General features: G+C 55.9%; 9 protein-coding genes. 6 read left to right on the top strand and 3 right to left on the bottom strand.

The features are described 5' to 3' along the window. Positions 1–91: 91 nt before the first annotated feature. Entirely contained in the window at positions 92–1,399 is a 1,308-nt protein-coding gene (locus tag WG938_RS02215; RefSeq protein WP_339977096.1) for a DUF7373 family lipoprotein, read from the bottom strand. 211 nt (positions 1,400–1,610) lie between these two features. On the opposite strand from WG938_RS02215, the gene WG938_RS02220 reads away from it, so the two are divergent. After that, a complete protein-coding gene (locus WG938_RS02220; RefSeq protein ID WP_339977098.1) occupies positions 1,611–3,515 on the top strand; it encodes a dynamin family protein in 1,905 nt (634 codons plus the stop codon). After that, positions 3,515–5,173, top strand: a complete 1,659-nt coding sequence (locus WG938_RS02225; RefSeq protein ID WP_339977100.1) for a GTPase — start codon at positions 3,515–3,517, stop codon at positions 5,171–5,173. The genes WG938_RS02220 and WG938_RS02225 overlap by 1 nt, the downstream gene beginning before the upstream one ends. A gap of 27 nt (positions 5,174–5,200) precedes the next feature. Here the strand turns inward: WG938_RS02225 and WG938_RS02230 are convergent, their stop codons facing one another. Beyond that, entirely contained in the window at positions 5,201–7,270 is a 2,070-nt protein-coding gene (locus WG938_RS02230) for an acyltransferase family protein (protein ID WP_339977102.1), read from the bottom strand. Between the two features lie 224 nt (positions 7,271–7,494). Here WG938_RS02230 and WG938_RS02235 point away from each other — a divergent pair, with 224 nt between their 5' ends. Then, positions 7,495–7,800, top strand: coding sequence for a hypothetical protein (locus WG938_RS02235; protein ID WP_339977104.1), 306 nt, complete (start codon positions 7,495–7,497; stop codon positions 7,798–7,800). Then, positions 7,800–8,612, top strand: coding sequence for a hypothetical protein (locus WG938_RS02240; RefSeq protein WP_339977106.1), 813 nt, complete (start codon positions 7,800–7,802; stop codon positions 8,610–8,612). Before WG938_RS02235 ends, WG938_RS02240 begins: the two co-directional genes overlap by 1 nt. 414 nt (positions 8,613–9,026) lie before the next feature. Here the strand turns inward: WG938_RS02240 and WG938_RS02245 are convergent, their stop codons facing one another. After that, positions 9,027–9,866, bottom strand: a complete 840-nt coding sequence (locus tag WG938_RS02245) for a dienelactone hydrolase family protein (protein ID WP_339977108.1) — start codon at positions 9,864–9,866, stop codon at positions 9,027–9,029. Positions 9,867–9,975: 109 nt separating this feature from the next. Here WG938_RS02245 and glmS point away from each other — a divergent pair, with 109 nt between their 5' ends. After that, the gene (glmS, locus tag WG938_RS02250; RefSeq protein ID WP_339977110.1) at positions 9,976–11,850 is read left to right on the top strand and encodes a glutamine--fructose-6-phosphate transaminase (isomerizing); all 1,875 of its coding nucleotides are present in this window, start codon (positions 9,976–9,978) and stop codon (positions 11,848–11,850) included. A gap of 75 nt (positions 11,851–11,925) precedes the next feature. Next, positions 11,926–13,848, top strand: coding sequence for an NAD(P)H-hydrate dehydratase (locus WG938_RS02255; protein ID WP_339977112.1), 1,923 nt, complete (start codon positions 11,926–11,928; stop codon positions 13,846–13,848). Positions 13,849–13,852: the final 4 nt, after the last annotated feature.

Here is a 13,852-nt window from a genome sequence, read left to right on the forward strand (position 1 = left end):
CTTGGTCAAAAATACAAATGAGGTGCGTAAAGCCAGGTCAGCCTTGTTCAGGATAAGGCACCGAACAAGGCCTCCGCGCGTCGAGGTAACGCTACTTCTTGCCGGACTCTGCCTTCTGCAGAATCATGTATTGCGCTGCAGTAGCCTTCGTGAGTTCCTTCTGGTCTTCGCCGTACGTCTCGCCGACGTAGTTATCCTTCAGAATGAAGCAGTTATTTCGCTGGCCCAACGTCGTCTGCTTTGTGACGCACTTGGTGTCTGGGACACCCTGTGGTTCGTCGTAAACTTCCCAGCCCATGTTCAACATGTGCGAGATGTGGCCGGACCAGAGTTGCTGTGCGGCGAATTCATTGGACGCGCGGGTCACTGAGCTTTCATCCACAGCAGTGTGAGTTGCTCCGGCATCGTTGAGCAAAGTGAGGGTTTCCTGTGCACCGTACGAGTTTGCTGCAACTCCGCGCGGACCGAAGACGCCGGCGAAGCTGTGCTTGCCTTCTTCACGCTTGCTTGGCAGCGCGTAAATGCGGAGCTTTTCCTTGTCCAGCTCGAATGGACCTTCAATCTCGCCGACGCCGTCGACAGTCTTCACAGCCTGGAACTGATCAATTCGTGGCTTCTGCTGATTCACGGCTTCCGTTGCCATGGTGGTCAGCCACTCGGTGTTGCCGGCCGGAGCGTCGGCCCAGAAGTACAGAACGTACTCGTCGTGCGGAACAAACACGTTGATGGACTCAGTGGTGTCACTGCCATCGTCCAAGAGTGACATTTCGTGTGTCGATGCGAAGGAATTGGCGAGCTCTGGAATGGTGATTGGGGTGGATGGATCCAATGGATCATCCGGCAGGAACGTGACACCAGTTGTAGTCAAGTGCTGATGAACTTGTTCAGCGAACTTCTGTGCATCTTCCGGAGACAAGAAACGCAGGACGTGCGTGTTAATTGTCTTTTCGCCATCCGTAGCCTGTGCTTTCGGAATGCTTGCAGAAATGCGGGAGCCGTAGAGGAAATTATTGTTCTCTGCCAGCTCCGCAGATTGTTCGTCGATAACTGCATTTAGAGCGCCAGCGCTGAACAAAGGATTAGGCATTGGATTGACATCCGATACCTTCGGATCAACTTCGAATGGTAGAACAACGTGTTCCAGCAAACGAGCTGTTTCATATTCAATGATTGTCTCGTCGGAGGTCTTTCCGAATGGCTTCGCCGGTTCGGTAGGCCAATCGCCGGTGTCGAATTCCTTTTTCTGCTCGCTTGGCTTCTGGGCAGCTGGAGTGGACGTTTCGGTTTCCTTGTCCTTGTTATTGCCAAAGAGGTTTGCGCCACCTGGAAGGTCGCAGCCCGCGAGCAAAGTGAGGGAACACACGGTCGCTAAGGCAGCCGTTGCGCGCATCGTCTTCATCGGAGAAACTCCTTATTTTGTAAATAGTGACTGTTCGAGTCGAACTGAGTATTCAGTGCCGTCTACTGTTGGATGCAGTGACTGCCCAAAAAGTTCCCCGCGGACAGAATCGACCGGTTTGGCAACTTAGTAATTCAATAGCCATACCTTAGTATCGTTTAACTAAAAGTTCCTAACAATTTCGTGAACGAACAGTTTCAGGAGGGTTACCGTGAATGACTCGGCGAATTCCACCCAGGCGGCCGTCGATACGCGTAGCCCGCACGATGCTGGCGCACAATTGTTGCAAGCCATCACCACGAAGATTCTGAAGCCATTTCATATGAATGACGTGTGTGACCTTGCGTTACGACGAGCATCGTCGGGCAGTCAGCTTCGTTCTGTTGTTGTGGTGGGCGAGATTAAGCGTGGCAAAAGCTCCCTAGTCAATGCGCTGGTGGGGCAAGCGAATGCTTCGCCAGTGGGAATCGATGTCACCACGGCCACGAGCATCTCTGTGGGGCAGGAGACCCCCGAACTTGCGGGTGGCAGCGCTCAGTTGATGTTCGCCGAGCATGCCGAAACTATCCCGCACACAGAATTGGAAGACTGGGTGTCATGTGACGGTAAACATGGCAACGATGCTCGAACAGAACAGATGCCTACCCGCGCAATGGTCCCGGTACGCAATAACTTAATGGGGGACATCGCGGTTATCGATACCCCTGGCGTTGGAGGTTTGGAGCCGGAATACGCCACGCTTGCGAAAGCGACGGCCAGCCAGGCGTGTGTGCTGGTTGTGGTCTGCGATGCCACGACACCGTTGACGGCTCCAGAGATGCAGTTCATCAAGGACACTGGCGGTGCCGTTGAAGCACTCATTGTGGCAGTGACCAAGACCGATAAGAACCTCATGCGTTGGCAGCCGATCGTCGAAGAGAATAAGCGACTATTGCGTGAGCATATTGGTCGCGATATTTCGGTCGTCGGCGTTTCAAGCTTGCTAGCGGTAAAGGCGGCCGGAATGCCACCTGGGCCACAGCGTGAGCAGCTAGAGGCGTTTTCGGGGATAACCCAGCTGCGCCGCCTTATCGATGACAAGTTCGCCCTCGCTGACAACTTGCCACTCGCGAATGGGCTACGCACGGCAACTGACGGTATGCGCCAGCTGGACGAGAAACTGGTTGCCCGGCTGACAGTGCTCAACGAAGGTAGCAAAGTTCTCCCTGAGCTCAACGAGCAGCTCGAGCAGCTTCAAGTGCTGCGGAAACAGCAGGAACAGTGGGAACTGCATTTGCAGCGGGATCTAACCATGATCCGTCAGAACGCATTGAGCTCGCTAGACCGCAGGCTCGATGACATTCGCGATAAGTGGACAGAGAAAATCAATAAGCACGGCATGTCAGTGCTGCGTAAGAACCCGCAGTATTTCACCGCTGAAATGGAGAAAGACTTCCACGTCGCTATTGCAGAGACCATCGATATGTTCCTCGAACAACTCGATCGGGAGATCATCGCGCAGCGGTTTGATTCTGAAGTCACCCGAAATGACATTCGTGAAGCGGTTCTGGCCTCATTCGGTGGCCAAGGTATGGAGACCCGCAAAGTCGCGTCGAAAAGCCAAGGTCTCATCGACCCGATGACCCTCATGATGGGTTTCTCCGGAGCTTCGACTTTTGGTGGCATCATCGCGGCGACGACGTTTATCGGATTGGGCGCCGCAGTGGGTGTTGCGTGGGTTGGCTTCAACTTGGGCTTTAAGGCCATTCGTGCGGGCAAGACTAACCTTTTGACGTGGTTGCGTGAAACGCAGAATACGGCCCGGTTGATGACGTCTCGCCTCATCGAGTCTGGCATGGCGACGGCGCGGCCAGAAATTGTGATTCGCTACCGGTCTGAATTGAAAGAGAATATCGAACAGACGAAGAAGCGGATCCGGGAAGCAGAAGAAACCGTCCGCACTGACAAGGCGACAAGAGAGAAGAAGCGAAAGGTTCTGGAAGGCAACGTCAAGGTTGTCGCGAAGTACATCGCTGCCGCTGAAAAGACTATTGGTGAACTGACGGAATCCGTCGCAATACCGCAGGCTGCGACGCAGGAAGCGCCACAGGCGACAATCCAGGGAGTGGCGCAATAATGATGGATCGCACCCAACAAACACACATTTACGCAGCACTTCAAGATGCGATTTCCGTCCTTGCCAGTGTCAGTCCACAGTTGGCGAGGGAAGCGCAGCGTATCCAGGGCATTATCGATTCGCCTCCGCGGATCGTCATTGTGGGGCGCTTGAAGGCAGGCAAATCCACCTTGGTGAATGCGCTGATTGGTGTCCCTGTTGCCGAAACCGCAGCGCTTGAAGCCACGAACGTGGTAGCGGTGTACCAAAATGGTGCGCCGGCGCGTGCGGAAGCAGTGTTGGTTGATGGCAGTCGTCGTGAAGTTGAAACGCGCCGTGGGACGGTGTCTGAGCTGCCAGTGCCAGCTACAGAGATTAGCTATTTGCAGCGGTGGTTCCCGTCGGCTGCAATTGCGGATTATTCGTTGGTGGATACCCCGGGTCTTGCCACGTTGACATCGGAAAACGAATCGCGCACCCGACGAGTTTTGATCGATGGTTACGAACAGACGCGAGTGGCCTCGGTCGATGCAGACGCTGCCGTATTCCTCTTCGATTCAACGCCCCGCGCGGATGAGATTGATTTCCTGAAAAAGCTGCGCTTCACGCCTTTCAATACGCTCGGCGTGTTGTCCCGCGCGGACGGGTTCGGCGAAGGCGCGCTCGGTGACAAGGATCCAATCGAGCACGCTGCGGAACACTCAAAAAAGCTGGCAACCGCGCTACAAGACACGGTTATGACGGTCATTCCGATCGCTGGCTTGCTCGCAGAAACGTCCCACACTGGCGCACTGACCGAAGATGATGCCCGTCAGATTGCAGGGGTTGCGCACATGCATCCTTTCGATCTGATCCAGTACCTGGATGCTCCCGCCTCGGGCAATGAAGATCAAGATGGCGCCAACAATCGTCGCCGTCTGCTTTCCCTCGTAGGCGAATATGGATTCCTCCATGGTCGCGACGTCGCACGTGGCGGAGCGGCGGCGTTGAATGAATGGCTCGTCGAAAAGTCCGGGATTCCGCAGCTACGCCAACTCCTTGCTGGTGCGTTGGGCAGCTTTGCGACGATTCATCGGGCAAGCAGAATCCTCCGCGAAATTGATCAACTCGCGTATGTGTACCCGGAACGCGAGCGTATTCGGTCTATCGCATCGACCCTGCGAACTGATCCGCGGATGATGGATGTGAGTTTGTTTGAGCATCTGAAAGCGATGTTGGAAGCAGACCCATATGCGCAGGCGACTGCCGAACTTCGGCTGATGGTCGAGGGCACGACCGTCCCTGAGAAGCTTGGGCTACATGCATATGCATCAGGTAGGGAAATTCATGCCACGGCTATGCAAAAGAAGACTGAAGCGCAGATGCAGTCAATGTCCACGCTGACAGCTGCGGAAGATGCGGCGCTCGTTGCCTTGATGCGAGCCTACGATTTTTATGGCGGTGCGGGTAGCCAGGGGATGGGTGGCCAGCAGCCAATGCAGCCGTCTCGACCAATGCAACCAGCTCAGCCTCCTGTACAGCGACCCAGCAACCCGTACGGTTCGTGGGGTGATTCAGTTCCGCCTCAACAGGCCCCACAACCCATACAGCAACCGATGCAAACTCCACAGCCGTATGGTCAGCCACCCCAAATAGAAAACCAGCCACGTAAGAAGAGGCGTGGCTGGAAGCTGTTTTGATTTGGAGTCTGCCAAAGACCTGTTGGCTCAATAGACGCCAGAATTCTCGCTATTGGTGCCAGTTGTCGAAGCCGTCGCAGTGTCGGTGTCGGTCGTGTCGCCTGCGTCCGTCGAGGTACTAACCGTGTCGGCTGATGTCTCGGTGTCTCGTTCTTTAGTCGTCACAATCCGGTTCTTTGGCCCTTTACCTTTGGCAGGAAAGGCCTGGGCAAGCGCATCGGCGAACCGAGCCGATCGTTCTGCGTTTCCTGTGGCGTTGTAATGAACAAGGTCGCCATCGAGGAACCACTCCGCTTTTGCATCCGTTGCCCAGTCAAAGATGTGCAAATTCGCATTTTTCTTTTGCTTCTTCTTGAGAGCATCATTGAACAGCTTCATGTTCGCGATATCCCATGGTCCGTAATCACGCCCAGTCGTTGCAGTTGCCCACAGAATACTCTCACCCTCGAGTTCGTCGAGCATCGCTTGAATTCGCTGGTCGTGCGGGTATGCGTGACCAACTGCTTCATTTGCTGCATCATTGACACCCGTCGCAATGACCCAACACGTGCCGTCGGGCTGCCCCTCAGCCATAAGCTGCTGCACTGATGCCACGGCGCTTGGATAGTCCTGCCAGCCTTCCGCGGTAGCGCGAGCACCAAAGACAGACGTTACGACGTCGTTTGCACCAACTTCGCGATACCTAATCGCCGCATTGTCACTTGGATCTGGCAGTTGCAGGTCCTCAAACATACCGATTGAGGTGGAATCACCAACGTGCACAACAGTCGTGCAGCGTGTGCGGGCAGGTCCGGTCGCAACTACCTCGCCGACATCGGGGCGTGAATCAATCTCCATCGTCTGTTGAGAACCAGAAGCCAGGTTGACTTGTTTGCCGTAGCCAAGAACCGTAGCTGGAATGCCGATTGTTGCTACAGCAACCAACACCACCATCGCACCAGAAAGAACCGGTCGAGGAATGCCCGGATGAGGTAGACCTTCGAACTTCACTGCACGAACACGACGGAACCAATGCAGCGCGGGCTGGAAGAATCCGTTCTTGCGGATTGGATCTTCAATGAGAGTCCACGACAGGGCTGCAAGCACTATCGAAACTCCCATGACCGTCGCATGGTGGACCCACGTTGAACCAAGCTGTTCTGGAAGGAATACAACCACAGGCATGTGCCACAGGTAGATGCCGTACGACCGTTCTCCGATCCAGCGAAATGGTGTCGTGCCAAGGACTTTGCTGGTCCACGATTCTGGGTGGAGCGTGCCGACGATCGCCATCGCAGCCAACATACTTAGCAGAAGGAGCCCGCCACGGTACAGGAATGGCGAGTCGTCGGGAAGCGCTCCGATGAGGGCAATCGTGCCCAGTACGCCGATGCCACCGCTGGCTTGCGCAATAGGCAAAGACACAGACACGTTGCCATTTCGCTTGACCAGGGCGATCGCTAGGGCAGCGCCGATGAGGAGTCCGCCGGCGCGGGTGTCCGTACCTTCATAAATGCGGGTGGAGTCGGTGCCGGTGCTGGCGAGGAACCACATGAGAGCAAACGATCCCAACGCGAGGGCGACAGTCGATGCGATGATAACGCGACGATGGCCACGCGCGACAACATAAATGAGCAGCAAGACGAGGGGCCAGATGAGGTAGAACTGCTCCTCAATGGACAGTGACCACATGTGGTCAAGAGGGCCAGCTCCGGCGAACTGGTCAAAGTATGAATTGCCGGTGGCGATGACAAACCAGTTGTTGATGTAAAGCAGCGAACTTAGCGACTCGGGCCAGCGGTCAGCTAACGAAGCCGGCTGAATCAGCGCCGAGAGCATCAAGACTGTCAGTACTGTGAGGACGACAGCAGGTAATAGTCTTCGGAATCGTCGTAGCCAAAACCTATGTAGTCCCCATGAATCTTTTTGATACTTCGCTCTCATCAGGTTTGAAGTGATGAGGTAGCCGGACAAGGTGAAGAACATTGCGACACCTAGCAACCCACCAGGTGTCCAGCTCACATTGAGGTGATATAGCACTACCGCTACAACGGCGATAGCGCGCAGTCCGTCTAAGGCTGGAACATATTTCGTATGAGAATCTATTGGTCTTGGCATTCCTTTTTCATATCCTAAATAAAGCCTATTAGGCAATTGAAATAGGAATTGGGGTAGCGAGTGTGTGATTTTAATTCCGAACACTGGCGGCGATTACCCCAGGTGGTATGTAGTTCGTAGAGTGAGAATTCCACTTCCTAGGTACCCCCATTTGTTCTCGATGGAACCGACTGGATTTGAGGCACGTCAGTGCTTTATGAGGGTAGGAATTTCTAGGGGGTAGCGTGACGAAGATTCATCTTGATGAAGGAGAGCTCGCACGGTTAGGGCATGTGGTGTCCGAAGAGGATGGGGGAAGCGCACATGCGTGGCGTGGGCTTCCATCCTTGCCAGTGGATAGTGCGGGGACTGGCTTCTGCGACGAAGCACGCCGATTGTCTGAGGCATTGCTTTCGTTGTATGAACAGTGTGCGGGGCGCTTCGATCATCGCGACCATGTGTACGCGAAAGTACGGCATCAATGTGTCGAGTTCGAAGAACACGAGTTGTCGTCGCAAAGCGTGTTCGAAAACATCGGTGGTGTGGTCTGATGTTGGCGGGGGAGCGAACGATTGATTGTTCCGAGTTGGAGCAGTATCAAGCGCGCATTGATGGTTGTGCGTGGGCAGAGTTTCAGAATGTGGCGGATTGCGTGCTTCAGGCTTGTGCCACCGAGCATGCGGAATCGGCGTCGGTTGTAGAAGAATCGTATGGCGATGGCATTGAGGCAATGGACAGTGCTGTGCTTGCTGCAGAAGGAGAGTGTCAGCAAGTCGTGGCCATGGCAGAGCATGCTGCCTGGTCTGTCGAAGCATCTGGTCAATGTGCCGGTGAAGTAGCCAATGCAGCGGCGCTAGCTACTGAGGACATGCTCTTCGCCGCCGAAGCTGCAGTAGGGGACAACGCCGAGTTGTGCGCGGACCCAGTGGTGGGCCCAGAAGCGACCTTAATTGTCTCAGATCTGACGGAGGTACTCCTAGAGTGCATGAGCGGGGTGCTGGAAGCTCGAGATGTGTGCATTGCAGATGCACTGAGGTGTGCAGCTGAAGATGTCGAATCGGCAGTCGAACAAGAATCGGTGAGTGAGCCGGCGCCAGAGGTAGAGGCCACTGTGAACGAGGAGTCCATAGTGGAGCAAGAGCCACTTATTGACTGGTCTGTGCCAGAAGAATCCGTGGCACCACCGGCTCCGGAGTCTCCACCACAGCCTCCGACGCAGCCGCCTTCTGTTGTGGAGCCACCTATTGCGGAGTCGGCAGTGGCAGAACCGGTTGCATCGGTACCAGCCGCCACTCAGTCTTCAACTCCGGCCGAGCCAGCCAAACCGGCGATTCACGTACCCAGCGCAGGAGGGTGGAAGTGACGCACACGCAGCGTGACCACGTACGTTGGAAATATGATGCGTTGGTGGCGGATTATCGTCGAGAAGCAGAATGCCAGCAGCAGCGTTGGGAGAAGTCGTTGTGTGAGGCCAAGGAGCGCCTACAAAAGCTCGTAGCTGTGAAGAATGAGCACAAATCGCTGCGAGTAGCGGGGGCAGAGCGGACAGGTGGGGTTGCCCCACAAGGTGAGTTATTGCGCACAGGGTTTCATGTCACACGAGGCGTCGATGATGGGGGAGGCGTGTCGGCCGCGCATCGCTTGGGGCACCGAATACAAGAAGACCCGCGCGTGAAAGCGCGGGTGCAATCGATAGTGTCGCAGAGCCGATAGGGAGTGCGACTGGTCTCCATGGAGAAGCTGAGAAAAATCTCCCGGAGGCTATCGAGGCGTCACACTAAGAAAACAGAGACTTGTTCTCAGGCAACTGCTTACGCAGGTAGTTCTCATCCCGGTTGATCAGGCCCTTGATCGAGGCTTCCGGATCAGCGAACTCTTTGTACTTCTTCTCGTCTCCGACGGTGTACAGGAGGAAGCCAGTCAACGCTGCGCGAACCAGTTCCTGCTGCTTGCTTTCCGCCTTGGAAAAACCAAGCGCCCGCTGAACAAGAGGGGTTTCGGAGAAGCCAGCCTGGGTGCCGTCCTTAACTTCATGGAACACGACATCACCTGTCCAGTTCAGCGCAAGACGGTATGGGTTGCCACGGTTCAACCACTGATCTTCGCCAGGTGCGAGAATCAGGCCGGGCGCAGACACGTTCGTAGCTGCATCCTCTGCGGACGGAGCAGTGTCCGCTGGGAAAATACAGCCAACGCCCTTCACCGCATCACGAGCAGCAGCTGCCAGAACTGCGCAGCCAGCGCCCATGCCGTGGCCTGCCACACCAAGCTTGGATGGGTTGACAATCACTTGACCTTCGCCGAGTTTCACGCCAGCGAGGATTTGCAAGCATGACTCCAAGTCATTTGCCAGGCCACGGTGATTGGGAGTCATGCCATTTTCCGTGTCCGGAGCAGCAACTGCGATGCCCCACGAGGCAAAATGACGCAACGTTGCGTGATAATCCTTGATCGGCGAACGCCAGTCATGCGCAAAAGCAATGCCGGGAACGCCCTTACCCTCCGCAGGGGCATAGATTTTGCCGGGCAAGCCGGCAAACGTCAGGTCTCCCACCATGACTCGGTGGGGACCGCGCTTAGACAAGTTGGACACCAGTTTTTTCAGATTCTCAGCCACGCCTAAAGGATAACGTTGTTGCCCCTGATCGTGTCGAAACGTCTAAAAAAATTGTGAAACTAGTCTTCGGATATTTCACGAGACTCACTCGACCGCTATTGTTTTTCCCATGTGTGGAATCGTTGGATATGTGGGCAATCGCCCAGCACTCGACATCGCTGTTGACGCTTTGCGACGAATGGAATACCGCGGATACGACTCCGCAGGTGTTGCCATTCTCGACGGGCACGGCGAGATTAGTGTCGAAAAGAAGGCTGGCAAGCTCGCAAACTTGGAAGCCCAACTAGAAGAGACCGGTCGCGACAACTTCGCTGGCTCCACAGGTATTGGCCACACCCGTTGGGCAACACATGGACGCCCAGTAGACGAGAATGCGCACCCGCATCTCTCTTTCGACGGAAAAGTTGCCATCGTTCATAACGGAATCATTGAAAACTTCGCTCCTCTGCGCGCTGAGCTCGAAGAAGCTGGCATTGAATTGAGCTCGGAGACCGACTCCGAGGTTGCCTGCCACCTGCTTGCTCGTGCAATGAATGGTGATGACGGTGGAGATACCGAAGGGGATTTTGAGCGCTCTGCGCTGGCAGTGCTGAACCGCCTCGAAGGTGCGTTCACTGTGCTGTTTACGCACGCTGATCACCCAGACACCATCATTGCTGCTCGTCGTTCGACGCCTCTGATCATCGGTGTGGGCGAGAATGAAATGTTCCTTGGCTCGGACGTTGCTGCGTTCATCGCGCACACCCGTGAGGCTGTCGAGCTGGGGCAGGACAATGTCGTCATCATTACTGCTGACGGCTACCGTGTTCTCGGCTTCGACGGTTCGGAGCAGCAGGGTCGCCCATTCACTATCGATTGGGATCTCGCTGCCGCCGAAAAGGGCGGGTACGACTCGTTCATGATGAAGGAAATTCACGAGCAAGCTGCTGCTGTTCGTGACACTTTGGCAGGACACCTTGTCGACGGTCGCATCGTCTTGGATGAGCAACGCCTCACTGACCAGGATCTGCGGGATATCGAAAAGGTCTTCGTCGTCGCTTGTGGTACTGCATACCATTCCGGTTTGCTGGCTAAGTATGCGATTGAACACTGGGTTCGAATCCCTGTGGAGATCGAAGTTGCCTCGGAGTTCCGCTACCGGGACCCAGTGTTGGATCGCCAAACCCTGGTGGTTGCGATTTCCCAGTCTGGCGAAACTGCAGACACCTTGGAAGCTGTCCGACATGCGAAGTCGCAGGGAGCTCGTGTACTAGCGGTGTGTAACACCAATGGTGCGCAGATTCCTCGCGAATCTGATGCTGTGCTCTACACTCACGCCGGACCTGAAATCGGCGTTGCTGCGACCAAGTCGTTCCTGGCGCAGGTTGCTGCGAACTACATTGTTGGACTGGCTTTGGCGCAGGCTCGTGGCACCAAGTACCCAGATGAAGTCACGCGTGAATACCGCGAGTTGGAGACCATCCCAGGTCTCATCGAAGAAGTAGTCGGCCGTGGTGACGAGTACCTCGATATGGCGAAGGACATTGGTGCTATCCCAACGATGCTGTTCCTTGGTCGCCACGTCGGCTACCCAGTAGCTATGGAAGGTGCACTGAAGCTGAAGGAATTGGCGTACATCCACGCCGAAGGTTTCCCAGCTGGTGAGTTGAAGCACGGTCCAATTGCTCTCATTGAAGATGACCTCCCAGTGGTCGTCGTCGTGCCGTCTCCAAAGGGACGTGCAGTCTTGCACTCGAAGATTGTGTCCAACATCCAGGAAATTCGTGCCCGTGGTGCGAAGACCATCGTTATCGCTGAAGAAGGCGATGAAGCAGTGGTTCCATACTCGAACTACTTGATTCGCATTCCGGAGACGTCGACGCTTCTGCAGCCACTATTGTCCACAATTCCGCTGCAGTTCCTTGCTGCAGAAATTGCTCGTCAGTGTGGCAATGAGGACATCGATAAGCCACGAAACTTGGCTAAGTCTGTGACCGTCGAGTAGTCGGAAACTCACACCAACAGAGGTCGAAGCAGCAAACCTGCCTCGGCCTCGTTTTTTATCGCTACGATTGGGCGCATGACCGCCGTATACAGCGTGAATCAGATTCGTCGTGCAGAGCAGCCGTTGTTGGACGCGCAGATTGAACCGGATGAGCTCATGAAGCGTGCAGCGCACGCAGTCGCCGAGGCAGCTCGGGTGATGTTGGCGGAGCCTGTTCCTGTGCCAGAGTTGCTCACAGGACGTCGGGTACTCATTCTTGCGGGTAGCGGTGGCAATTCTGGTGACGCGTTGTATGCGGGGGCTGAACTGTCCCGGGCGGGATTTGGTGTCGATGCCTATGTGCTTGGCGACGCTCCGTGGGAAAGCGCCCTCGCCGAGTTTCGCCGCTCGGGTGGCAACCTACTCGACGAACCATTGTCATCACTTCTGTGGCGTATGGGGGAGAGCTACCGTTTGATCGTCGACGGCATCGTTGGCCTCGGCGCTGTTGGTGCTTTACGGGAGCCAGCTGCATGGCTCATCCGCGAGGCGAACGCTGTGCGAATCCCAGTGCTTGCGGTTGATATTCCGTCGGGCATTGATCCCGATACGGGCCAGGTGTTTCCTGGGCCCGTCGCAACGCTGGAGATGGATGATGCGCTGAGTTCGGAAGAAGATGCGGATTTGCCTGGACATGTGACAGCGACTGTCACGGTGACGTTTGGTGGTTTGCGTCGTGCGCATGCATTGTCGGTGCATTGTGGCGAGGTCGTGGTGGCGGATATCGCGCTACCGAGTAGTGCGTTGACTCCGGATCGGATGTCGTTGGCAGACGAGCTGCGGAATTTGTCGCATCGCGATGCGCTGGAAAACGGCGACTGGATGGTGCAGTTCACACGTGCTGTGTCGGACACAATTCCTAAGTCTGGGGCGCCAGTTTTCGAGTGGGCTCCGTTTAGCGACGATTCGGCGGAAGTCTTTTCCGCACACGGTCAGCCACCTCGGCCACTACAGGGGCCGGCCTTTTTCGCCGAGCTTGAACCTGGCGCTGACGATAGCAAGTACTCGGGAGGGGTCGTCGGCATTTGCGCTGGCAGCGACAAATATCCAGGTGCCGCAATTTTGGCAACGAAGGCTGCAGTGCGGTCGACGAGTTCGATGGTTCGCTATGTGGGTTCGTGCGCGGCACAAGTAGTTCAAGCTGTCCCTGAAGTGATTGCTCACTCGGAGCTTTCCGACGACGTTCGCGTTGATGCTTGGGTTGTCGGCCCAGGACGAGGCACCGACGATGAAGCTGCGGAGGAATTGCGCATCCTGTTGGAGCGTGATGAACCGATGGTGGTCGATGCGGATGCAGTGACTCTGCTGGCACGTCACGCGTCGTTGCGCGACCTGTTGGCTGAACGTGCGGTACGAGGTGCCGAAACGGTATTGACACCGCATCTGGGCGAGTTTGAACGCTTGGTGGAAGGCATGGGAGACGAAGCTGCGCATTTCCCGGATGCACATGGAGATCCGTTGGGGGCAGTGGAACACATGTGTGTTGCTCTTCGCTGCATGGTGCTGTTGAAGGGACGTCGGTCGGTCATGGGGCTAGCCGACTACCGCAATGCGGTCGCCGAAGAGCGTGCCCGAGCAGCAGCGGAAGTTTTCGAACTGGATGCGGGTACAGATTCCGATGTTGCGGTGGATGAGGCAGACCTGGAAAAGGTCACGCGGGATCGGATTCGGGCGCATATCGAGAACATGGGGCACGACGTGTTGGGGCTGGCTCGAATTATCGATACGAGTACCTCATGGGCAGCAACTCCAGGCTCCGGGGATGTGCTCAGTGGCATTATTGGTGCCTGGGCAGCACGTGCTGGTGTGTGGAACGTGGCGATGTCCACAGTGATTCATGCACAGGCCACTGAATTGTCGGCACGTACCGAGTTTGGTTACGCGCCGACCTCCGCGTCGCTCATCATCGATGCGATTCGCCCAGCCACTGCGCTGGTGGTCAGCACTCGCGACGCTTAGTTAC

This window comes from Corynebacterium sp. H113 (genome assembly GCF_037572315.1).
Classification (GTDB): domain Bacteria; phylum Actinomycetota; class Actinomycetes; order Mycobacteriales; family Mycobacteriaceae; genus Corynebacterium.